This is a genomic window from uncultured Maribacter sp. (assembly GCF_947495965.1).
Classification (GTDB): Bacteria; Bacteroidota; Bacteroidia; order Flavobacteriales; family Flavobacteriaceae; genus Maribacter_B.
In genome coordinates, this window is the sequence record NZ_CANMBB010000001.1 from 754,488 (window position 1) to 778,118 (window position 23,631).

Annotated in this window: 18 protein-coding genes and 1 tRNA gene; 11 read left to right on the forward strand and 8 right to left on the reverse strand. The window is 31.9% G+C overall.

Annotated elements, in window-relative coordinates:
* Positions 1–458: 458 nt before the first annotated feature.
* The 3 genes from Q0820_RS03025 to Q0820_RS03035 are packed head-to-tail and all read left to right on the forward strand — an operon-like array spanning position 459 to position 6,912.
* The gene (locus Q0820_RS03025; protein ID WP_298484968.1) at positions 459–3,548 is read left to right on the forward strand and encodes a TonB-dependent receptor; all 3,090 of its coding nucleotides are present in this window, start codon (positions 459–461) and stop codon (positions 3,546–3,548) included.
* An 11-nt stretch (positions 3,549–3,559) separates the two neighbouring features.
* Positions 3,560–5,290 (forward strand): RagB/SusD family nutrient uptake outer membrane protein, encoded by a 1,731-nt coding sequence (locus tag Q0820_RS03030; RefSeq protein WP_298484969.1) that lies wholly within the window; start codon positions 3,560–3,562, stop codon positions 5,288–5,290.
* Positions 5,291–5,301: 11 nt separating this feature from the next.
* A complete protein-coding gene (locus Q0820_RS03035; RefSeq protein WP_298484970.1) occupies positions 5,302–6,912 on the forward strand; it encodes a hypothetical protein in 1,611 nt (536 codons plus the stop codon).
* A 333-nt stretch (positions 6,913–7,245) separates the two neighbouring features.
* Here the strand turns inward: Q0820_RS03035 and Q0820_RS03040 are convergent, their stop codons facing one another.
* Positions 7,246–8,832, reverse strand: a complete 1,587-nt coding sequence (locus Q0820_RS03040) for a tetratricopeptide repeat protein (RefSeq protein WP_298484972.1) — start codon at positions 8,830–8,832, stop codon at positions 7,246–7,248.
* Positions 8,833–9,269: 437 nt separating this feature from the next.
* On the opposite strand from Q0820_RS03040, the gene Q0820_RS03045 reads away from it, so the two are divergent.
* Positions 9,270–10,487, forward strand: coding sequence for a family 43 glycosylhydrolase (locus Q0820_RS03045; protein WP_298484974.1), 1,218 nt, complete (start codon positions 9,270–9,272; stop codon positions 10,485–10,487).
* 63 nt (positions 10,488–10,550) lie between these two features.
* A complete protein-coding gene (locus tag Q0820_RS03050; protein ID WP_298484976.1) occupies positions 10,551–11,789 on the forward strand; it encodes a hypothetical protein in 1,239 nt (412 codons plus the stop codon).
* Between the two features lie 108 nt (positions 11,790–11,897).
* Here Q0820_RS03050 and Q0820_RS03055 read toward each other — a convergent pair whose 3' ends face one another.
* Positions 11,898–13,154: an Ig-like domain-containing protein gene (locus Q0820_RS03055; RefSeq protein ID WP_298484978.1), complete on the reverse strand. Its 1,257-nt coding sequence runs from the start codon at positions 13,152–13,154 to the stop codon at positions 11,898–11,900.
* A gap of 25 nt (positions 13,155–13,179) precedes the next feature.
* Entirely contained in the window at positions 13,180–14,079 is a 900-nt protein-coding gene (locus tag Q0820_RS03060; RefSeq protein ID WP_298484981.1) for a DUF1080 domain-containing protein, read from the reverse strand.
* A gap of 321 nt (positions 14,080–14,400) precedes the next feature.
* On the opposite strand from Q0820_RS03060, the gene Q0820_RS03065 reads away from it, so the two are divergent.
* Entirely contained in the window at positions 14,401–14,949 is a 549-nt protein-coding gene (locus Q0820_RS03065) for a VOC family protein (RefSeq protein WP_298484982.1), read from the forward strand.
* A gap of 374 nt (positions 14,950–15,323) precedes the next feature.
* Here the strand turns inward: Q0820_RS03065 and Q0820_RS03070 are convergent.
* Positions 15,324–15,397 (reverse strand) — tRNA-Asn (locus Q0820_RS03070).
* Between the two features lie 81 nt (positions 15,398–15,478).
* Complete coding sequence (gene rseP / locus Q0820_RS03075; protein ID WP_298484984.1) at positions 15,479–16,834, reverse strand: RIP metalloprotease RseP; 1,356 nt, start codon at positions 16,832–16,834, stop codon at positions 15,479–15,481.
* 163 nt (positions 16,835–16,997) lie between these two features.
* Between rseP and Q0820_RS03080 the strand changes: the two genes are divergently transcribed.
* From Q0820_RS03080 to Q0820_RS03100, 5 genes are all read left to right on the forward strand, one after another.
* The gene (locus Q0820_RS03080; protein ID WP_298484986.1) at positions 16,998–17,672 is read left to right on the forward strand and encodes an SCO family protein; all 675 of its coding nucleotides are present in this window, start codon (positions 16,998–17,000) and stop codon (positions 17,670–17,672) included.
* Positions 17,673–17,767: 95 nt separating this feature from the next.
* Positions 17,768–18,001, forward strand: coding sequence for a FeoA family protein (locus tag Q0820_RS03085; protein WP_298484988.1), 234 nt, complete (start codon positions 17,768–17,770; stop codon positions 17,999–18,001).
* 3 nt (positions 18,002–18,004) lie between these two features.
* Positions 18,005–20,242 carry a ferrous iron transport protein B gene (feoB, locus tag Q0820_RS03090; RefSeq protein ID WP_298484990.1) on the forward strand — a complete coding sequence of 746 codons (2,238 nt, stop codon included), beginning with the start codon at positions 18,005–18,007 and terminating at the stop codon, positions 20,240–20,242.
* 2 nt (positions 20,243–20,244) lie between these two features.
* On the forward strand, positions 20,245–20,400 hold the full coding sequence (locus tag Q0820_RS03095; RefSeq protein ID WP_298484991.1) for a FeoB-associated Cys-rich membrane protein: 156 nt from the start codon (positions 20,245–20,247) through the stop codon (positions 20,398–20,400).
* A 173-nt stretch (positions 20,401–20,573) separates the two neighbouring features.
* Complete coding sequence (locus Q0820_RS03100) at positions 20,574–22,106, forward strand: carboxypeptidase-like regulatory domain-containing protein (protein ID WP_298484993.1); 1,533 nt, start codon at positions 20,574–20,576, stop codon at positions 22,104–22,106.
* Here Q0820_RS03100 and Q0820_RS03105 read toward each other — a convergent pair.
* From Q0820_RS03105 to Q0820_RS03115, 3 genes are all read right to left on the reverse strand, one after another.
* Positions 22,096–22,473 (reverse strand): DUF423 domain-containing protein, encoded by a 378-nt coding sequence (locus tag Q0820_RS03105; protein ID WP_298484995.1) that lies wholly within the window; start codon positions 22,471–22,473, stop codon positions 22,096–22,098. The genes Q0820_RS03100 and Q0820_RS03105 overlap by 11 nt on opposite strands.
* A 54-nt stretch (positions 22,474–22,527) precedes the next feature.
* Positions 22,528–23,040, reverse strand: coding sequence for a hypothetical protein (locus Q0820_RS03110; RefSeq protein ID WP_298484997.1), 513 nt, complete (start codon positions 23,038–23,040; stop codon positions 22,528–22,530).
* A 144-nt stretch (positions 23,041–23,184) separates the two neighbouring features.
* Entirely contained in the window at positions 23,185–23,616 is a 432-nt protein-coding gene (locus Q0820_RS03115; RefSeq protein WP_298484999.1) for a hypothetical protein, read from the reverse strand.
* Between the last annotated feature and the right edge of the window lie 15 nt (positions 23,617–23,631).

Sequence of the window (23,631 nt, forward strand, 5' to 3'; positions counted from 1 at the left end):
TTTAAAATTTTTATGGTTTTTAATTGCCATAAATTATTACCGTAAATAAAATTTTTATAAAAAATTAATAGCTGATCAAAAACTGAACGCATAATTTTTCTTAAATAGACACGAGCTTTATTGTATCTATTCCATTATCTAAATAAGTACTTTAAAATTAGTATTAGCTATAAAATACAAGCGTATTTTAAATAAAATAAAAACCCAACACATAAAAATTGTTTTACTTCAAAAGAAAGCTATAAAACAGCATATAGAAAACCCATTTTTAAGTAAATAAAAACAAGTAAAGACATCTCTAAAGCACATGTCTATTTTTTATTCAGGGTACAAGTTACAAGCCTAAAATGATAATTTGATAGTTTTATTTCCTAATAATTATTAAAAATTTAATGTTAAACCAGTTTTAATACCATATCGATAATGGTATTAAAATGCTAACTATCTAACTCATCATTATGAAAAAACAAAAATTAAAACTTATTAGAGCAAATGCTTTGCTGCTGTTTCTATTTCTAGGAATAGGCTGGGTGCATGCGCAAGAAACAATTTCCGGTGTAATTACAGACGATCAAAAAATTCCTTTAGCTGGAGTTACCGTTATTGTTAAAGGCACCAATAATGGAGCAGTCTCGGATTTTGACGGAAATTATTCTATTTCTGCCACGGCTGGCGAGACTCTATTATTTTCGTATCTAGGTTTTAAGAACATAGAACGTGTTGTAACAGCTGACACAAAAACTCTAAACCTTGCAATGCAAGAAGACTCTCAAGCCTTAGATGAGGTAATTGTTGTTGGGTACGGAACCCAAAAGAAAAAGGAAGTAACTGGTGCTGTTGCTAAAGTAGCTTCTGATGAATTAGTAAAAGTTGCTGTATCTGATATTGGTGCTGCCATACAAGGTAAAGTAGCTGGGGTAAACATCCAAGCTGCAAGTGGGCGTCCGGGTGAAGCTTCTAACGTGCAAATTCGTGGATTAGTTTCTTTAAACGGAGGAGAGCCATTATATGTAGTAGATAATATCCCACAAGAGGGTAATCCTAATTTGGCTCCAGAACAAATTGAGTCTATCGATATTCTTAAAGATGGTGCATCAGCTTCTATTTATGGAGTGCGTGGTGCAGGAGGTGTAATTTTGATTACAACAAAACGTGGTAAAAAAGGTAAAATGAAGGTAGATGTAAATATGTTTACAGGTATCCAAAACATTACTTCGGGAACTGCATTATCAAACACTACCGATTATCTCTACGTTAGGGAGACTTCTGAGGAAGTAAATGGTACTGAGCCACAAACATTTAGAATAAATTCTAACGCCTTAGATTGGGATACGAATTTTGTTGATGAAGTACTAAACGATAATGCTGTTGTACAAAATTTTAATGTAAACTTATCTGGAGGTACAGAAAACCTAACCTACAATTATAATACTACGTATTACAAGCAAGAAGGTACTTTAATCAATTCAGATTTTGATCGTTTAACAAACCGTATTACTGGGCAATTTACTAAAGGAAGATTTAAAGCTTTTGCATCTGCTAGTTTAACAACAGAAAATCGTAAACAAGAACCTTGGAATATCTTTGGATTTGCTATAGGTAACCCTCCTCACACTGCTCCTTTTAGTGCATTTGAAACCGATGGTCAAAATACAGTACAATTAGATGATGTGGATAACGCAATATTTTATGGCTTCTTAGCACGTCAGCTAGATAATACTGATGATAGAGAAAATAGAAGCAATAGTATTTCTTTAAATGCGGAGTACGAAATTTTAGATGGATTGAGTTACAAATTAAATATTGGTCGTAATGAAGGTCAAAATTTTAGAAAATTCTTTCAGCCTCAGTATTTAGCTTTCGACCGTAATGGAGATCCGGTTGTATCCGGTTCCACACCACAGGCCACTTTGCAATACAATCAGTGGTTTTCTAAAAGAGAGACTATAGAACACATTTTAAATTATAAAAAATCCTTTGGAAAGCATAATTTAGATTTCTTAGCAGTTGCCTCTTATGAAAAATACCAATTCAGAACCCTGAATACAGGTACGGTTTTTGCTGAGGATGCATCTAATGATGTACAGGTATTAAATGCAGGAGCCAGCCCAATTACTCCAAGTGAAAATAGAAATGCCAATACTTTGGCAGGTAAATTAGGTAGAATACAATACAATTATGATGGCAAGTATCTTTTTAGTGCCAGTCTAAGACGTGATGGTTCTTCTAAATTTCCTACAAAGAGTAGATACGAAAACTTCTATGGTTTTTCAGCAGGATGGAATGTAAGTGATGAAGAATGGTTTAATGTAGATGCTATTAGCAATTTAAAAATTCGTGGTAGTTGGGCACAAGTAGGATTTAACGGTATTAATGATTATGCATTTATACCCGTAATCGAATCAGGGGTCAACTATCCTTTTGGTGTCGATGAAAATTTACAAAACGGTTTAGTGCAACGTAGATTTGCAAACCCTGATGTACAATGGGAAACTCAAGTTTCTTCCAATATTGGTTTTGAGTTGGGCATGTTTAACAATAAGTTAAACATTACAGCAGATGTTTATAAAAATGACAAGGAGAATATGTTACTTAATGAACAAACTGCTCCCTCCGCTGGTTTGTGGCAACCGCGAGCAACAAATGTATACGGTTCTATACCAGTCAATACTGGTAACATGGTAAATAAGGGTGTTGAGGTTGCTGTTAACTATAAAGGTACAATAGGTGACGATTTTAAATTTGGAATTTCTGGAACTTGGACGCTGAACGATAACAAGATTACCAATTTAAATGGTAAAATACTTGGTCCTAATGGAGGTAGAATCAGGAATTTTGATGGTAGTACTAGTAATCTTGCAACAACTATTTTAAGATTAGGAAATCCGGCTGGGTCTTTCTATTTATACCAACATGATGGCGTTATTAAAACACCGGAAGAATTGGCTGAGTACCAAGCCCTAAATACATCAACTATTGGTTCTCCTGAATTGGGAGATATAAAGTTTAAAGATGTTAATGGTGATGGTGCCATTAATGATTTGGATCGTGTATTCTCTGGTTCTGGTATTCCACAATGGGAAGCTGGTTTAAATCTTGACTTTGGCTATAAAAATTGGGATTTTTCGGTTCAAGGTTATATGGCTTATGGTACAGAAATATATAATGGTAATAAGGTGCTGGCTTATCAGGGAGGGCGTCATCAAGATCAAGTTTTTCAATGGACTCCACAGAATTCAAACTCTGATATTCCTACCCATAGAGGTAACCAACACTTTAACGTACAACCATTTTCAGATTGGTTCTTAGAAGATGGTACGTATTTGCGAATTAGAGCCATGTCTTTAGGATTTACTGTTCCGAACACACAAGATTATGGATTAGAAAAAATTAGATTATACTTATCTTCTGTAAATCCGTTTACGTTTACCAATTATACGGGTTATGATCCTGAGGTAGGTGGTAATAATCTATTTGAGAGAGGAGTAGATAATGGAAATTATCCAATCGCTCGTCAGTTTATGATGGGAGTTCAATTAAGTTTCTAAAAAAAATAACTATGAAATCAATGAATAAAATAATAATAAAAAGTCTTGCTCTTCTTGCGCTAGTTATTACTAGTTGTAACGAAAGCACATTTTTAGACGAACAAAATCCAAATGCGCTTACAGAAGCTAATTTTTGGAAAACAGAGACCCATTTTAATTCTGCGCTTACTACAGTGTATGGTGCTTTACAAAACCGAGGGGTAAGTGGTTCTGAATTGGTTCAGGAATTCGTACTAGGAGATATAGCCGGTACGCAACCTTGGTATCGTCCTGCTCCTTTCAGAAATTTAACGTATAATAACGCTCAAAATCACGTTACTAACAAGTGGGAAGAGTTGTATCTGGGTGTTTTTAGAGCAAATACCATACTTACTCAGTTAGAACGAGTTGAGGAAGATACTTTAAATGATGAGGCTAAAGCAAAAATTGAAGGGGAAGTGAGATTTTTGAGAGCGTTCTTTTATTTCCAAATTGTACACACCTATGGGGGTGCAATGATACATGATGGAGTTGCTCAAACGTTGGCAGAATTGAATCAACCATTATCAAGTACTGCTGAAGTTAATACACAGATAATTATTCCAGATCTTGAATTTGCAATGAACAACTTGCCAGAATCATGGGAAGCAGATCAAGTAGGTAGAGCTACATGGGGAGCGGCAACATCAATGTTAGGTAAAGTATATTTGTATGACCAACAATGGGATAAAGCAGCAACTTTATTCAAAGAAGTAATAGATTCTGGTATATACGATTTAACACGTAATATTGAAGATAATTTTACGCACTTTAACGAGTTTAATGAAGAATCTATTTTTGAAGTAAACTTTTCGTTCGATTTAGTGCCAGGAGCTGGCGGTGCTTTTAAAGACGATACTACAACTGGCGTTATAGGATCTGAGGCAACTGCCATTTCTAATGAAATAGGAACTCTTAATCATGGTGCTTTTAACACAGTTTTGACTTCGTATAGTTTACATGAGTTGTTAGTGCATGACGAGGTAGATCCAAACAACCCAATTAACGACGGTAATTTAGAATCGCGTAGAATGAATTATACCATTGCTCCAAGAAACGGGGAAGGGGATTATTATTTAGAACCATTTGCTGAATCACCAGCTGCATGGGGTGGTGGAATAAGTGCCTTCGTAAAAAAACATTCTAACTGGTATCATATGGAAACAGAACCTCTAATGGGACGTAGTGGAATAAACTTTAGACATATTCGTTATGCCGATATTCTATTAATGTATGCTGAAGCAATAATCAATGATAGTGGTGATTTTATGACAGCCATTCAATATATTGATATGGTAAGAAGTCGTGCAGGTGTATATACTTTACAGCAATATATGGATATGAATGGTGGACAGTTTCCAGCGTTTCACGTGAGTCCTCAAGTTAATGGTGGGAACCTAACTTTTGTTGATCCTAATGCGCAAACAGTAATGGAACATATTCGAAAAGTAGAACGAAAAATAGAGCTTTGTTTTGAAGGACATCGTTACAAAGATTTAGTTCGTTGGGGTATTGTTAAAGAGGTTTTTGACGAATTACGTGCTGATGAAGTTTGGCGTGAGGAGAACTTGGATGTTTCGGGTGAAGGTCAAGCACCTTTATTTATATCAGGATTTGTTCGACCAGATTTTGTGTTGTCTGCTGATAACTACCAATCCGAACAACACGACTATTTCCCAATTCCTACAGGAGAAGCGTTAAACAATCCAAATATCAATAATTAAAATAGCTAGATATGAAACAAAATAAATTTTTAAGCATGCTCTTTGTCATGAGTCTACTATTTGTAGCTTGCGAAGAGCAAGAAGATTTGAATATAAATGATGTAAGCCATCGCATTATTGTAACATCAGAACAAGACTTTTCTAATACAATAAACGTTGGTGCAGATATTGATTTCGGTGATATTTCAAGAGGTGTTGAATCTAGAATATGGACACTTCCAAGCAATGGAAGTATTATTTCTGGAGGAAGTGGTACTACTTCATCTGAAAAAGTTATTAAGGCAGTTTTTAATAAAGCAGGAGTTTACGATGTTATCTTAAACCAAAAGTTTAAAGGAAATGTTTTTCGTAATGATGATAGTACAGAGCCAAGCGATACTAGAGAGTTAGATACAACCATTGTAGTAACCGTAATAGATTCAATTACTTCAGTATTAAAGGCCTATCGAGTTAATGAAGATGGTAGTACTGGCACGGAACTAAATTTAGCAGATAACGCAGAACATGAACTAGAAGCGAGTAACTCCATTCGTTTGAGTTATACCGCAATTGGAGAGCCTCAAAATGTAAATTGGTCTTCTGAAGGTGGTAATCCTAAATTACTTCCGCAAGAGGAAACAGATGATTTTGTAGATATGAAATTTAGTAAGTTAGGTTCTTGGGATTTACAATACATAGCTGATAGATTTCGTCCTACCGATGCCGATACCCTTTTCTATGAAAAATTAATAAAGGTGATTCCTTCTACAGAACCAGTTACTTTAGATAGACTTTTTCAAGTAGATGATAAAATTGGTTTAGAGTTCAGTAGAGAAATTGATGACGCTACAGTTAACGCTGGTGATTTTACAGTTAGAATAGAAAACAATAAGGATGCAATGAATCCTATTGTACTTAACCCTTCAGTTGTATCTGCTACTGTGGATAGTGATGAAGCAACCATAATTTTTCTTGAATTAGACGGCACACCATTTTATATTGACGATCTAGTTTATGTAACCTATACACCTGGTAGTTTAACAACTACTGATGAAGTTGCTTCTGATCCTATTATTGATGCACAAGTGACTGAGTTCCCAACTCCAGAAAACCTTTTTGTTTCTAATGGTGTTGATTATAGTTTTGAATCTACCACAGCTAATGGCCCTGAAAGTGGCGGAGGCGACTGGCCATACCAAGGTTGGGGAGGCAACTGGGGTGAATATGATATACAAATTAATGCAAATCTTGCATTTGAAGGAGCTCAAGGTATGTCTATAAATTTTAGACCTAATGGAGGAATGATTATTTCCGCTAATACAGAATTTCCAGTAGAAGGTGGAAAAACGTATGAAATTAGCTATTGGCTATATTTAGAAGATCCAATTCCTAATGCTCCGGTAGATAATGCAGCATCAGATATTAGATTTTATGATGCTAGCTGGAATTATTCAGATGTAGTTGGTACAGTTTTTGAATCGTCCATGCCAACTGGTGAATGGATTTACCAAAGTGCAACTTTCATACCTGGTAATACTGCAAATTCAAAGTTCTTAATAAGAGGACAAAACGCGAACTATGCCAGTCCTATTAAGTTTTTTATCGACGGGATGGCGTTAAGGCAACTTAACGTAAGACCATAAAAATTGAGTTAGTTAAGTTAGAAAAAGGGTTGGCTTATTTATGGTCAACCCTTTTACTTCTTATATACTTACGGGGCAATGGATTTACCAAAATCAAATATTTGATGCGGGACCTGGTCGTGACATCACTTGGTAAACTAAAGTGATTCAACGAATTTCATGATAACGCTCTTGTCTTCTATTTAGATGACTTTTTCTTAGCAGAAGTACCTGTTAGGCCATAAATCAAATAATAGTTTACTAAAAGTAAAAGGGTTGTATACTAGTATACAACCCTTTTTATTTATACTATATCTTATCTTTTTTAAGGGATAAATATATCCATTTAGACTACTAAAAATTTGCCATAAATTTAGCAAGGTTTGTTCCTTTTTCTAAATTTAATTTTTTTCTTAATCTATACCTAGAGGTATGTGCACTTTCTATTGTAATACCCAACAAAGAAGACATTTCTTTACTAGAAAAACCTAGTTTAAGTAAAGCACATAACTTTAAATCTGTTTGACTTAAGTTTGGATATTTTTTTCTCATGTTTTTATAAAAATTTTGGTTAACAGAAATAAACCTAGTCTCAAACTCTTTCCAGCTATCGCCAATAGAGTTTTGAAAGCTATTAACCATACTATGAATTGCTCTAACGTCAATAGCATCATTCTTGGCAATACTATTTTTTAATTTAATTATAAACTCTTCTTTTTCTATTAATTGTAATACTGAAGTCGTAAGCTCTCTATTTTTTAACTTCATAACTTCATTAATCTTCTCTTTTTCTAAATTATTTTTTCTCCTTAAATTCCTAAAAAAAAGCATCCCATACAGTAGTAAAAAAACAAAAGCAGCTGCCATTAAAATGTTTCGTAAAAAACTAATCCTTTTTTGACTTTCAAGTTCTTGAATCTTGGCTTCATTAAGCATTTCTAATTCCTTTTCTTTTTGTAATCTGTATTTATCTTTTATCTCTATTAAATGCTTGTTATTTTTACTATTAAGCCCAAATATTTTTTCATTTAACTCTTCTGCTTTCTTTTTAAATTCAAATGCCTCTTTATAATTACCTTTATTAGAATACAATTTTGATAAAATATTATAATTAAATAATTTGTATCCTAAATGCTTATTATACTTTTCAGAAAAAGAAAGGGAGTTTTTAAAAGAATTTATTGCTTGTGTTGTATCTCCATTTAATGTATATATTTCACCAAACAAATAATAAATAACTGTTAAGTATGAAGGGTCATTTTTTTCAAAAAACTCTTTAGCATTATTTAATTTACTAAGAGACTCATTATAGTTTCCTTTTACGACTGCATTATAATAAGCCGCTTCGGACTCTACATAAAATGATTTTTCATAGGGACTTATTTTTTTTAGCGATAGCATACAGCTATCTAAATAAACTTTAGCCATTTTTAAGTTATTGTTTATACGATAACAATTAACAATTGCATAATAATTACTAACTAAATAATCAACTCCTATTTTATTTTCCTTAACCAACTCTTTTTTAAGCCTTAAAGATTTATTAAAATAATCTAAAGATTCTTCCTCTCTTCTGTAAGAATTATACAACCATCCTAATTCTCTATAAATCATAGACTTAGAAATATTATCGTTAGACAAATCGGCAAGAATTAATGCATCCCAATAACCATCATAGGATTTTCCATAATCTAGTATATTACTGTAAAGTGCAGAAAGTTGGCAAATACTATTTATAAGATTTAAAGTGTCATTTTCTTTACGATAAAAATCAATTCCACTATTTAAATAATAAACAGCACTATCTATGTTTTTCTCTGTTAAATGCTTAGCCTTTTCTATATATTTATTAGTAACATAAGGTTCTTGACCATTTATGTACATACAAAATATGCAAAAAATAATACTAAACATTTTTTGTAAACTCATACCCTTTTTCATAGCCATAAAATTTTAATTCATAATAAATGTATAAATGACAGTATTGAAATTTATACTGAACAAATAAAATGATGTTTAAGTCTATGTCAATATAATATTTGATTAGTTATTATCTATTATAATTATGCTGCTTTTTGGTAATGTTCAGTTTTAATTCATCAAAAAACAAGGGGTGTTTACCATATTAAAGTGATTTTTGTATAAAAAATTAGTTAAAAATTTATCAATATGGCAATGCTGTGCAGATATCATGTTTAGTACAAAGATTTAATAGAAAGTATTTCATGTTCAATAAAACTATTGCAGAAGAATTAAAAAAGGTAAAATCAAATGCATTTTAGATTTTTAAATATTCCTAAAATATAGAACATCAAAATTCTAAATCTCAACAACTAAACAAATAACTCTAAGATTTATAATAAATTAAATATTACAAAATGAAATTAAGAAGAAGCATTATTTTCCTGTCCTTTATTACAACGTTAATTACGATTAGTTCTAGTGCACAAATTAACTCCCCAACTAAGGTAAATAATATAGACTTTTCTAAAATAACTCAGGAACAAATAGACCATTTAGGTATAACAGATATAAACCATTTAAGTGCAGCATCTAAAAGAGCCTTAATGTGGCCTACAGATCTTGGAAATGATTGGTTTGTAGAATTTTCTAACTTAAGTCCATTAAAAGGAGATTTAGCCTATGAAGAAGGTGTTGTACGTAGAGACCCTAGCGCTATTATAAAAGAAAACGGAAAATTTTATGTATGGTATTCTAAAAGTACTGGGCCTACACAAGGGTTTGGAGGCGATGTTGAAAACGACAAAGTATTTCCTTGGGATCGTTGCGATATTTGGTATGCAACATCAAAAGACGGAGAAACTTGGAAAGAAGAAGGCCTAGCGGTACCTAGAGGAAAAGCAGGTGCGTATGACGATAGGTCTGTATTTACAGTAGAAATCATGAAACATGAAGACAAATACTATTTGTGCTACCAAACTGTAAAGTCTCCATATACAGTACGTGTTAAAAACCAAATTGGTTTAGCATGGTCTAATTCTCCTGATGGACCTTGGACAAAAAGTAAAGAGCCAATATTAAGTCCTGCGGATAATGGCATATGGAAAGGTGAAAAACAAGATAGATTTGCTGTGGAACGCAAAGGTGATTTTGATAGTCATAAAGTACATGATCCTTGTATTATACCTTACAATGGTAAATTTCATCTTTATTATAAAGGAGAACAAATGGGAGAAGAAATTACATTTGGAGGAAGACAAATACGTCATGGGCTTGCCATAGCAGACAAACCAGAAGGGCCTTATATAAAGTCTCCTTATAACCCTATTAGTAATAGCGGACATGAAATTTGCGTTTGGCCATACAACGGAGGTATTGCTGCGTTAATTACAACTGATGGCCCAGAGAAAAACACCATTCAATGGGCGCCAGATGGTATTAACTTTGAGATAATGTCTGTTATACCAGGAGTTAGTGCTCATGCTATTGGTTTAAATAGAACCTCCGATAATGAAAAAGAACCTACAGAAATATTACGTTGGGGATTATCTCATATATACAATAGTTGGAATTATCAAAGTATTATGAGTTATACATCTAAAACAAAAAAACAACACAGAGCTAAAGGAGAATAAATTAAAAAATTAGCTTATAGTTAATAAGGGTAGCATTCTGTGTTTAAAAAAACAAACAATATCATGACAGCTAACCTACTAAAAAAAGGTGTTTCATTTATTTTAACACTTATTGTAATAAACTTATTTTCATGTAAAAACAACCATCTAACAACCTATGAGAGTTCTTCTTATAAGCGTTTTCGTGAAAATCATATCCATTATGAGAAGTATAATGAATTTAACACCCAGTTTAGTTATAAAAAACTAGAAGGATTTGATTTTGATAAAGGCATTGAACGTTATTACCCATCTAGTATTATACAAGATGGCGGGCTATATTATATGTGGTACTCTAAACCACAAAAAAACACTAAAGTAGTTGGCCCCAATAACGCAACAGATTCTCTAAGAGCTTTTCACTGGGATTTGTGTGATGTATGGTTTGCTACATCTATTGATGGATATAAATGGGAAGAGCAAGGAATTGCAATTTCTAGAGGTAAAAAAGGGCGCTACGATCATCGTAGCGTTTTTAACCCTGAGATTTTATTTGCAGATGGTAAATATTATCTAGCATACCAGGCTGCTAAAAGTATAAAAGATGCTCGCTGGTCTAAACTATTTTTAACATCTGGAGATTTTACCCCTAATGTAATTGGCATGTCTGTAGCAAACTCCCCAGCAGGTCCTTGGGAGCCTCTGGACGAACCCATTTTAAAACCTGGTCCAGAAGATAGCTGGGATGGAGAAGTTATTCATGAACCCACTTTTATTGTTAAAGGAGGACAGTATTTTTTATACTACAAAAGTCATAGCCGGTTACCTTGGACTCCTAACATAACATCTGGAAAATATAATAAAAAACATGCCGACATTCCCTTAGCAACTGGTGTTGCTATAGCGAACTCTCCTAAAGGACCGTACATTAAATCAAAATATAATCCTGTATTAATGGGAGGGCATGGTAGTATGGTTTGGCCATACCGTAATGGTATATGCGCTACATTACCTGAGGGACCAGAAAGAAACAGTATCTTATTTTCTGAAGATGGAATAAATTTTTACCCAGTAATACAAGGTGTAACTGTTCCTATGGGCGGCGGTGCCTTTAGGCCTGGGAAATTCACAGATAGCAATAAACAACCAGGACAAGGTATAACATGGGGAATTAGTCATAAACTATACCCTATGTATCATTTTGTACGCTTTGACTGCGATTTATCTTTAGAGAAAGGCAATAAAATTAAAAAGAAGCACCAAATGGTTAAAGATTATATGAAGAGTAAGGAATATAAATATAACCCTCTACTTAAACAATAATAATTAAAAAAGGGCATGGCCCTACCCATACCCTTTACTTAAAACTAAACTTAACTCAAACTCATTATTATTTCTCAATAAATTTTATAATGTGTAAACTTTTAAAAGCTATTTATCTTCTAGTTTCCAAGTACGAACCCAATCAACCTTCATAGTATTAATTGTATTATCAGCCAAATCATTTTTATCTGCCAACCCTCCTAAGAAACATTCATCAGCAGTCCACAAATCAAAAATAAGCTCTAACTCTAAAGTAAAATCTTGATTTGTAGTAACTTTTCCTGCAGGCTCGCCATCTAGGTAAAATTGAACGGTACGCTCATCAATCCACCAGCACCCTACAATATGGTAATCTTCGTTCCAAGTTTTGTCTTTTTTCGGATTTTCATCAGACAACCATCTTGTATCATAATTATCTTCATGTCTTTCTGTAACTCCGTTTTTAGCTATAAAATATTGTGAGTTCATTTGTGTTGGAAATAAATTTGTAGTCCATGGAAAATTTGGTGTATTCATAGAAGTATTTACACAATCTTCTGTTGGTTTAGAATTATTTTCTACAATATCTATTTCATCTCTATCATCAATATCACCATTATTCATCCAAAAAGTATTAAAAGCAGAGATATGAGCGGTTTTCATACTACATTCTGTATACATAGGATACTTTATTTTAGTAGTTGAATGAACTCTTGCAGTTTGAAACCAATTTGGATCACTCCTTAATGTTGCCTGAATACAAAGATTACCATCTTCTGTATAAGAATTCTCAGACCTCATAAAAACAGGAGTTCCGCCATAATTCCAAAATGAATTATACCACTTTTTTGATGTATCATTTGGATCATTAGAAATATCCAAAAGACCTTCAAATTCATCTGAAAGAGCATCTACTTTAACCCATTTTTTATCATTTGGAGTGGTATCTTCTATAGATACGAAAGAAGGAAAATCAGGATTTATATTTTCAAAAACTTCAGCTGATGGCCCTTGATTTTCAGTTACTTCTATAGCAACTGTAGCTGTAACGCCATTATCATCTTTATCTATTATTCTATAGGTAAAACTATCACTTCCAAAAAAGTTAGAATTAGGTACATACTCAAAAACGCCATCACTAACTTCTGTAACATTTCCATTTACAGGAGAGCTTGCTAAACTATAATTATTTGTATCACCTCCATTGGGTCCAATATTATCATTTACAGACACATCTATTTGGTTATTATCACCAGATTTACTATTCTCTGTAACAGAAAGAGAATCATCTGCTGCCGTTGGACCACCAGATTCTTCATTAGAATTAGAGGAGCACGAGATAAGTATACTTACAAGGCCAATAATTAGAAATGAGTAAGTTTTCATAATATTTTTTTTAGGTTTTATTAATTTAAAAAAGGTTACTTTGCTCTTGTGTGAGCGAATCTATTTTTCGGATTTTAATATCCTTAAAAAACACTTCCGCAGCTTCACTCTGTAATTGAATTTTTCCTTGTATTAGAGGTACTTCTTTACCATTTTCATCTATATATCTGGAATCTTTCAAAATCATAACAACTTCCCCATTTACGATATGCAAACTTTTCCCTTCATAACAAATCAAGTCAAGTGTATTCCACTCGTCATTGGGTTTTTCATAGTTACCACTTCGCAAACAATAGTTTTTATACGGACTACCCATACCTATTGGCAAGTACTCTTGCGACTCATGAGCTAAAGGATCCAAAACAGATTCTGGTTTGTAGGCTTTAATATCTATAGCAGAATTTGCTTGACTCCAAAAATCTCCAGTATGTCCCTCCATAATCTGAAATTCTTGTGAAAGCATCCATGAACGCCAATATTCTACAGCCATTGGACCCATAGAATGGTATAAAATACCTGAGTCCTTAAGCAAATCTTTTCTATAAGCCCATTTTTTATCTCCCCACTTATATTGTAATTGAAAATGATAGTTTTTATATTCTTTTTTGGTAATTAAACATCCATAATATTCTCCTGTATTCTTAATTATAGTATTACCATCTTCTAAAAAAGTTGTAAAAACATTATAAGAGGGGTTGTTTACCCCAATAGGAGCAATTTCTTGCCCTTCTTTATTTTTTGGCACAGAACCGTCATAACCAGGCTGGTGTTGGTAACTTAAATAATTATCCCAATGGGTTAAATCTTTATCTATTAATTCTTCCCATTCATATATTTCACTAACACTTTTATTATCTACTTTTTTTAATTGGTTACAAGAGACAAGAAGTAAAAGTAATGGCAAAATATTTTTAAAAACTTTCATATTATTTTTAGTATTTTATTGGTATTCTTTTATAGAATTCTACAGAAGAAAAAATATGTAGAATTAGGTTATTTATAGTAATAAAAAATAAAAGGAGTTAACACACTCTTTGTAAAATATGCTAGAGTAATATTACAAAAAAAGGGAGCAAAGGCTTATTCAATAATAAATTTTAAACGACTTGTCTAGTTTTTATTGATGCATATTTATATAAGGATTAGCGTCTTTTTAAAAAAAAATATTTTATTCAGTTTTTATTCAGGTTAGTTTAGTTAAGTACCATTATATATTATCCTATTTTTAAGAAAACAATATTTAATTATGAAAATTTATAATAGTAAGAGTAAAAAAGTAAACAGCTTTACATCAAAACTTATTTGCAGATATTGCTTCTTTGTAATATTTCTTGGTTTGGGCGCTAATAATGCCTTAGCTCAAAGTACAGATTCTAAAGTTTCAGCTAAAGAAAATAAAACAGAAGCAAGGGTTACTGGTTTAAAATACATTAGCGTGCACGTTTTAGAACTGGAAAAAACCTTAAAGCTATATCGCGAAATACTGGGTTTTAAAATGTCTGATGCCGAAGTACTTCATGGGCCAGGACTTGAAGGAATGCTCGTAATGAAACTAAAGGCCGATGACTTAACAATTGGGCTATCGCTTACGGCTCCAGAATTTATAGATACTATAGGGCCAATAGGAAACACTAACCACAACCACTTTATGTTAAAGGTAAATAACATTGGCCCAATTGGAGACAAGTTAAAAGAAGAAGGCTATGCGCTGGAAAATGAAAATTACGCTCGTGATAAATACACATTCTTTGTAGGACCTAACGGAGAAATTATAGGTTTATCTGCTTGGGATTAATTTAAACAACATTATACTTTGTAAAGTAAGGTCTTGGTAACAGTATATACGCCAAGACCTTTTTTATTAGTTTTAATTTTGTATTGTATATGCAGTATAGTAAACTAAACTACATAAACTATTACACTCATTATTTTCTTCTACCCCAAAATATAACAAACCAAATGATTGTATTTAAAACTTAAAAAAACAAATAATAGAATTAGTTTAATATGTGGTACCCCTAATAGGGTACCTTCTATTGGTTATAGGCTTAATAAATTCGTTATTAAATGGAAAAATAAATTATAATACTAATCCTTGTAAAACATAGTATTTACAGTTAGTCAAAATCAAAAAAGCCTTTACATTTCTGTAAAGGCTTTTGTTTTTTGCTCCCCCTCTTGGGCTCGAACCAAGGACCCTCTGATTAACAGTCAGATGCTCTAACCAACTGAGCTAAGGAGGAGTGTTATTTTTGCTTTAGTAACCTAAAGCGGGTGCAAATATAAATGTTTTTTCAAATTCACCAAACAATTTTTTATTGTTTTTATTTAGTTATCCATTTATACAAATCATTACCATTAGCAAACAATAATAAAGCTATTAAAATAAAGAAGCCTGTCATTTGTGCATACTCCATAAATTTATCGCTTGGCTTTCTTCCAGTAATCATCTCGTATAATAAAAACATTACATGTCCGCCATCTAATGCCGGTATTGGTAATATATTCATAAAAGCCAGAATAATAGATATAAAGGCTGTTGCACTCCAAAAAGCTGGCCAGTTCCAAGCATCAGGAAAAATACCTGCAATTGCAGCAAAACCACCAACACCTTTATAAGCTCCTGTAGAAGGGTTAAATATTTTTTTCATCCCTTTTATATAATCTGATAAGGTTTTTATTCCTTTATCTATTCCTGCTGGTATAGATTCTACAAAAGAATAATTTACTTTTTCTATCTTAAAATATCCTTTGTCTTGGTATTGTTGCATTGTCATTGCTCCTAATGCAACTCCTAAAGTTGCTTCTGAACTTACTTTTGCAGCAATAGTCTCTACAGCACCATCTTCTCTTTTTAAAGTTACCTGTATGTCTTTTTCTTTATTTTCTTCTAATAATGGTTTTACTTGATCCAAGTAAGTAACATCGGTGTCATTTATTTTTAAAACAACATCATTTTTACGAAAATCAGTGTCTTTATTTACAGAACCTTCCGAAATTTCATTTATAATAAATGGTTGTCTTAAGGTTAAAAAACGCATTTTATCTTCGTCTTCTATTAGCTTAGCTATAAAATCTTCGGGAATTTCTTGGTCAAAAGTTCTTCCATCTCTTTTTATAGTAATGGTATTACCATATGCGATACTACCAACGATACTACTAAACCTCTCTACTTTAACGCCATCTATAGCAACTATTAAATCTCCTGTTTTTACTCCTAATTTATCCCCAATAGCCTGTTCTGTAACCCAAAAACCATCTTTTAAACTGGTGGCAGAAATATACTCATCGCCGTAAGACCAAGCCATTCCTATGTATATTATTACTGCTAATATAAAATTAACGGTTACTCCTCCTAACATAATTATTAATCGTTGCCATGCTGGTTTACTTCTAAATTCCCATTCTTTTGGTTCTTCAGCCATGGCTTCGGTGTCCATGCTTTCATCAATCATACCTGAGATTTTAACATATCCTCCCAAAGGCAACCAACCTATACCATATACGGTTTCTCCTATTTTCTTCTTAAACAAAGAGAACTTAACATCAAAAAACAGGTAGAATTTCTCTACTCTTGTCTTAAATAATTTTGCTGGTATAAAATGCCCCAATTCATGTAGTACAATCAATAGAGATAGACTTAAAAAGAATTGGATGGTTTTAATTAAAATTGGATTCATTTTTGTTTTGTATCGTTAAAAATCGGCTCAAAAATACATCTTTACAAAGTCTTAAAAAAAGAAACTGCCTTTACTACAGCGTTTTTATGATATTATTAGCAACAATATAACTTTCTTTATTTTGATAACTATACTACGCTAATGTACCTTTGCATAAAAAATTATGCTTTCTTTTTTTAGTAAATACAAGCTTTTTGGATTAGTTATGCTAGTGCTTTCTGGTATAATAATTTACTTGTTTTATACAGCATTAACTCCTAAAAAAACGCTTCCTATATACCAACCAGCTATGGTTAACGCAGAATTAGTAGATAGCACATTACAGTATGTAAAAAAATACCACAGTATAGCTAACTTCTCATTAACTAACCAAAATGGGGAAACAATTACACAAGAAAATTATAAGAACAAAATTTATATAGCCGATTTCTTTTTTACCACCTGCCCTACTATTTGCCCCATAATGACTAAAAATATGGGAGAAATACAGTCCAAAATAGTAAAAGACACCAATGTTTTACTATTATCACACTCTGTTACTCCAGATATAGATTCTGTTGCACAATTAAAAAAATATGCTCTAGAAAAAGGGGTAATAGATACCAAATGGAATTTAGTTACTGGCAGTAAAAAAGAAATATATGAACTGGCAAGAAAATCTTATTTAGCTGTTAAAACAGATGGTGATGGTGGCCCTTATGATATGATACATACAGAGAATTTTATACTTGTAGATAAAGAAAAACGCATAAGAGGTTTTTACGATGGCACTAAAACAGAAGACATAGAAAAATTATTATCCGATTTAGAGATTCTTAAAAAAACCTACCTAGAATAAAAAAGCTTCATAATAAATTTTATAAATAGCCTTATTAGAATTCGGGTTTTTCCCTTACTTTTGCTCTTAATTAAAATGAATCTAAATAAACATTAGTGACTACAGTTGCAAACTTAAAAAGGGGAGAAAAAGGTATTATTAAAGATATTGCCTATGATTCTCTTCCTATAAAACTATTAGAACTTGGTTGTTTGCCAGGGAATATGGTAGAGCTTGTACAAGTTGCCCCACTAAAAGACCCCATTTATATTAATGTAAATGGTTCTCATATTGCTATAAGACGTGCTATGGCTTTAAAGATTAAGTTAGATCTTATAGAAACAAAATAACCTATGAGTAAACAAATAAACGTAGCCCTCATAGGCAACCCTAACACTGGAAAAACTTCTGTTTTTAACCAGTTAACAGGATTAAACCAAAAAGTTGGTAACTACCCTGGCATTACGGTTGAAAAAAAAGAAGGGATTTGTAAACTCCCAAGAGGTGTAAAAGCTCATATAATTGATTTACCTGGAACTTATAGCTTAAACACAACCTCTTTAGATGAAAGTGTAGCGGTAGAGTTATTATTAAATAAAAAAGATAAAAACCACCCCGATGTAGCTATTGTTGTTTCTGATGTTGAAAATTTAAAAAGGAATCTTTTACTTTTTACACAGATAAAAGACCTTAAAATTCCTACCCTTTTAGTCATTAACATGGCAGACCAAATGACCAAAAAAGGGATTGTGATTGATATAGAACTTCTAGAAGAAAAATTAGATACTAAAATTGCGCTAGTAAGTTCTAGAAAAGGAACAGGAATAGATAAATTAAAAGAGCTTATAACAGATTATAAAAATTTGTCTACAACCCCTTGCGTAGATACCACCAAAATTGACGGTGAATATTTTAACAACCTACAACAAGCTTTTCCTAAAGAAGACTTATACAAACTTTGGCTAGTTATAACGCAAGATGTAAACTTTATGCCTATAGAAAAAAAGGTAATCCCAGATACCTCTTCTTTTTCTACAAAATCTAAATCAGAACTTAAAAGGCTGCAACAAAAAGAAACCATTTTAAGGTATAAATTTATAAATGAGACATTAAAAGAAGCATATTCTATAGATGTTAATGCTGCTACAGGAGTAAGAGCTACCTTAGACAAAGTACTTACACATAAAATATTTGGGTATGTAATTTTCTTTCTTATTCTTCTTCTTATTTTCCAAGCAATTTATGATTGGAGTAGCTACCCAATGGATTTTATTGATGAATCCTTTGCAGCAGCTAGTGAGTGGGTTAAAAATACCTTACCAGAAGGAGCATTTACAAATTTAATAGCCGAAGGAGTTTTAGCTGGTATTGGTGGCATTGTAATTTTTATACCCCAAATTGCCTTTTTATTTTTATTCATTGCATTGCTAGAAGAAACAGGTTATATGAGTAGAGTTGTTTTTTTAACCGATCGTATAATGCGCCCTTTTGGATTAAGTGGTAAGAGTATAGTACCTCTAATTTCTGGTACTGCATGTGCAATTCCTGCAATAATGGCCACAAGAACTATAGAAAACTGGAAAGAACGTTTAATAACCATCCTAGTAACTCCTTTTACAACTTGTTCTGCACGTTTACCAGTATATTTAATAATTATTTCTTTAGTAATACCAGAAGGAAGATTTTTAGGCTTAAGTTACCAAGCACTTACTTTAATGCTTTTATATTTAATAGGGTTTGCAGCATCTATCCTATCTGCAATGATATTAAACAAAATATTAAAAATTAAAAGTAGGTCTTTCTTTGTAGTAGAAATGCCAAATTACAAACTCCCATTATTTAAAAATGTAGCTTATACCGTATGGGAAAAAACAAAAAGTTTTGTTTTTGGAGCAGGTAAAATTATTCTAGCTATTTCTATAATCATATGGTTTTTAGGGTCTAATGGATTTTCTGAAAATTATAAAAATGCAGACACAATTATAGAGAACAAAATAAAAAAAGAAGGATTATCTACTTTTAATCAAGAAAGTGTTGTAGAAGATTTAGCAATCTACAAAAAAGCTTTACTAGAAAGTGATGGTAAAACACTTTATAAAACAAACCCAACGCTATTAAAAGACTCCCTTAAACTAAAAAGTGTAGAACTTTATAAACAAGCTAAAAACCAAGAAATTGCTAGTTATAAATTAGAAAATTCCTATATGGGGTACCTAGGAAAAGCTATAACCCCTATTGTAGAACCATTAGGTTATGATTGGAAAATAGGAATAGCAGTGCTAACTTCCTTTGCTGCCAGAGAAGTGTTTGTAGGTACTTTAGCAACCATTTATAGTGTGGGAAGTGATGAAGAGAACACGATAAAAAACCGAATGGCTGCAGAGATTAATCCTGTAACTAAAAAACCATTATTTAATCTTGCTTCTGGGGTTTCCCTATTATTATTTTATGCTTTTGCCATGCAATGTATGAGTACTTTAGCTATTGTAAAAAGAGAGACAAACTCCTGGAAATGGCCTGCAGGACAACTAGTTTTTATGAGCATTTTTGCTTATATTGTAGCTTTAGTCGCATACCAAATATTACATTAATTATGAGTACAATTATACAAGATATCTTAGTTTTTGCAACTTTAATTCTTGCTGTTGGTTTTTTAGTTAAAAAATTCTTTCTTCCTAAACCAGTAAAAGTTAATAAAAACAAATTTACTAAATCTTGTGGTCAAGAAGGTGGCTGCAGTTGTAGTTAGCACAACACTACTTAATTTATTATCTCCATCTTAGTAACAAAACTTAGAACAGTTCGTCTATAAGACAGGTACAGTTCTTAAAAAAAAGATAAAACTGTACTAAAGAAATTAAAAAAAGGCTGGTGCTTTGTTTCTCATTCCTTTAGTTTGTAATACAATCAACACAACTTTGTATGGAAAAAATTACTTTCTGGTTTTTATCTATTGTTATTTCTGCTATTTGCTCTAATAGCCACGCACAATCTTTAACCGCAACAATTGTAGACTCTACCACACAAAAGCCAATACCCTATGTTACTGTAAAGTTAAATAACAAGGGGGTAATTACAAATGAAGAAGGGCGTTTTAGCTTTCTTTTAAATAAAGAAATTAAAGAGACCGATTCTCTATATATATCCTGCATTGGGTATGCAACATTAGGAAAACCCATAAAAGAATTTACCGAGAGTACTATTTCTTTAGCTCCTATGGCAATAGAACTTAACCCGGTTATTGTAACTAATAAAAACTATACTCCAGAAGAAATACTTGAAATTGTAGAAGACAGTATTCTAAAGAATTATAATCTAGGATTTGCCAAAAAAAGAGTTTTTTTAAGAGAAACGTATAATAATAGAATTTTAAAGACAGATTATACCTTGAAGAAATCTACAATAAAAGCCTTTAATAAAAAATTTATAGACGACCTTATTAATCAGATTCCTAAAAACAATACGGTTTACAATGAAGCTCTAGGAGATTTATATGGTGCGGGAGATAGTGAAGAACAAAAACTAAATCTTATTAAAGCATCTGAACTGTATGATAAAAGTATGGAACTAGATTTTGAAATTCTAGAGAAAAAATTCAATAAAATTATGCAAGAAAATGTAAAAACGGACTCTTACTTTAAAATAAAATCTGGACTTTTTGGAACCAAAGTAGATGCTGATGAAATGTTTGAATCTGAGGTTGACTCCACAGATGTTGCTGCATTAAATAAAAAATTAGCAGACGAAAAAAAGAACAAAGAAGAACGAAAAAAGTTTTTTGCCAAATATAAAAGAGAAACCATGGGGAAACTCTATGAGAATATTCCTGTTTATGAAAGTTCTGATTATAATGTGCTCTTTAAACCTGGAAGATATAATTTAGCTCTTGAAGATTTTACGTATTTAGGAGATGCTGCCGTTTATGTTATTACATTTAAACCAAAAAGGTCTGAAGATTACCAAGGAAAACTATATATAAATTCTGATGATTTTGCATTAATTAGGATGGATTTTGAAAATGTAAAACCTTTGCGTGATTTTGGGTTACTTGGTGTTTCTATGAAAGAATATTTAGCTGCTGGTAAAATTATTTTTAGCAAAGGAGAAGATAAAAAATATCATTTGAGCTACTATGATATATCCAAAGGAATTAAGGCTGGTTTTCGCAGACCTCTAAAAATAATTGAAAAAAATAAAAATGTAAAAGGCCGTAGAAAACAAAATGAACTTTCATTAAAAGTAGATTTTGATTTTGGTAATGTAAATAGATATGAACTTGTTGTTTTTGATGAAGCTACCATAAGTAGCTCACAATATAATTCCTTCCAAGAAAACAATACTATTTTACCAACGTATATGCCTAATTACAATCCCGATTTTTGGAAAGGATATGATATAATAGAACCTAACCAAGCTATTCGAGAGTTTATTTCGAATACAGAAATTATAGAATAACAGTATATAATAATATTCCCCAACCTAATACTAGTAATACTCCTCCAAGAGGAGTAATAGGCCCTAAAAACCGCCATTTTTTCCCTTTTGTACTACTCAATACAAGGCCGTATATACTAAAAGAAAATAATAGTACCCCTACAATTATAAAATACACCATAGTATGTTCTAAAACTGTTTCTAGTTTTAAATTAAATCCTAAAAATAACAATAGTAGAGCATGGTACATTTGGTATTTTACACCTGTCTCAAAACTTTTTAGTTGGTCTTCATTACATATTTTCTTTAATGCATGTGCGCCAAACGCACCAAAAATAATTGCTAACATTCCAAATAAAGCTCCAAAAAATTGTGCTACACCAACCATATATTCATTTTAAGAAACGAATATAGTTATATCTTACAAAAGACTGTTCTTTATCTATTCGTAAGTATTCACAGCAACAGTATGCGCTTCTTTATTTGCCAAATAAATAGGTGACGTAGTAAAAAGATTTTCAACCTGGTTTTCCCAATCGTTAGCAATATTAAAATAACTAGTATTGGTTACAGCCATAATTTCATTACAGTCTTGGCATGTGTGTTTATAATCTAAAAAATGATGCGCAAATTCATGAAAAGCTACTACTTTAAGAATTTCTGGATCTAACATTGCCGCCCAATTAATTAAAATTTCATCTACCATACCAGCTTCATTACGAGATACTTTTCCAAGTACTGTATTTCCTTCTTCTAGCGGTAAATTATTAACTATATCAATATTTTTTAATTCAAATAATTTGGAATGATACTCTATCCCATACTTTTTACATTCTTCAAAAAAATCATTTAATATAGGCTGCAAACGACCGTCTATATCTACACTTTTTTGCGCTTGTAAATAGGATGTAACACTAAGAATGATAACAAAAAAAACAGATAGATGCTTTCTCATTGTAGGTGGTTTTAGAATATTAGATTTGGTTTAGTTAAAAGACTTTTAAAGGAGGGAGCTTGTGTCTTTTACTATTTATATTCTAACGGAAAATCACCCGAAATATTTATAATTAATTGAATTTTAACTTTTTATGTTAAAAACCTAATGGTTAGTTTTCATTTTACTTTTAAGAAGTGACACTAAATTTAATGTCTCTAAACTATCTTTATAATTAAAAAAAAGCTTTGAAGAATCCTGGTATACTATTTTAATTTTCTGCTGTTCAAAATTATCTACAAAAACATGTACTTCTTTATTGGTAAGAGAATCTTTAAACTCCCTATATAAGCCATTACCTTTAGATAAGGCAGAAAAACCATTTAAGCGCTCCATAGGGGGTATTCTATCTACTAAAGAAACACTATCTACCTCATTAAACTTTATCTCTTTATAATATATTCCAGAGACCATTTTAATACCATCTGGTTCTATTTTTGTCCAGTTTTTATAATGAACCACAAAGGCTAACAAACACACAGCTAATGTTATTATTAATATTAAATTCCATAACCAGTGTCTTTTTTTTGTTGCCATAAAAAGGATTTTAAT

What these genes read in the sequence shown, in the direction of transcription:
- Q0820_RS03025 (WP_298484968.1), top strand. Translation starts at nt 459, where the DNA reads ATGAAAAAACAAAAATTAAAACTTATTAGAGCAAATGCTTTGCTGCTG.
- Q0820_RS03030 (WP_298484969.1), top strand. Translation starts at nt 3,560, where the DNA reads ATGAAATCAATGAATAAAATAATAATAAAAAGTCTTGCTCTTCTTGCG.
- Q0820_RS03035 (WP_298484970.1), top strand. Translation starts at nt 5,302, where the DNA reads ATGAAACAAAATAAATTTTTAAGCATGCTCTTTGTCATGAGTCTACTA.
- Q0820_RS03040 (WP_298484972.1), bottom strand. Translation starts at nt 8,832, where the DNA reads ATGAAAAAGGGTATGAGTTTACAAAAAATGTTTAGTATTATTTTTTGC.
- Q0820_RS03045 (WP_298484974.1), top strand. Translation starts at nt 9,270, where the DNA reads ATGAAATTAAGAAGAAGCATTATTTTCCTGTCCTTTATTACAACGTTA.
- Q0820_RS03050 (WP_298484976.1), top strand. Translation starts at nt 10,551, where the DNA reads ATGACAGCTAACCTACTAAAAAAAGGTGTTTCATTTATTTTAACACTT.
- Q0820_RS03055 (WP_298484978.1), bottom strand. Translation starts at nt 13,154, where the DNA reads ATGAAAACTTACTCATTTCTAATTATTGGCCTTGTAAGTATACTTATC.
- Q0820_RS03060 (WP_298484981.1), bottom strand. Translation starts at nt 14,079, where the DNA reads ATGAAAGTTTTTAAAAATATTTTGCCATTACTTTTACTTCTTGTCTCT.
- Q0820_RS03065 (WP_298484982.1), top strand. Translation starts at nt 14,401, where the DNA reads ATGAAAATTTATAATAGTAAGAGTAAAAAAGTAAACAGCTTTACATCA.
- rseP (WP_298484984.1), bottom strand. Translation starts at nt 16,834, where the DNA reads ATGAATCCAATTTTAATTAAAACCATCCAATTCTTTTTAAGTCTATCT.
- Q0820_RS03080 (WP_298484986.1), top strand. Translation starts at nt 16,998, where the DNA reads ATGCTTTCTTTTTTTAGTAAATACAAGCTTTTTGGATTAGTTATGCTA.
- feoB (WP_298484990.1), top strand. Translation starts at nt 18,005, where the DNA reads ATGAGTAAACAAATAAACGTAGCCCTCATAGGCAACCCTAACACTGGA.
- Q0820_RS03095 (WP_298484991.1), top strand. Translation starts at nt 20,245, where the DNA reads ATGAGTACAATTATACAAGATATCTTAGTTTTTGCAACTTTAATTCTT.
- Q0820_RS03100 (WP_298484993.1), top strand. Translation starts at nt 20,574, where the DNA reads ATGGAAAAAATTACTTTCTGGTTTTTATCTATTGTTATTTCTGCTATT.
- Q0820_RS03105 (WP_298484995.1), bottom strand. Translation starts at nt 22,473, where the DNA reads ATGGTTGGTGTAGCACAATTTTTTGGAGCTTTATTTGGAATGTTAGCA.
- Q0820_RS03110 (WP_298484997.1), bottom strand. Translation starts at nt 23,040, where the DNA reads ATGAGAAAGCATCTATCTGTTTTTTTTGTTATCATTCTTAGTGTTACA.
- Q0820_RS03115 (WP_298484999.1), bottom strand. Translation starts at nt 23,616, where the DNA reads ATGGCAACAAAAAAAAGACACTGGTTATGGAATTTAATATTAATAATA.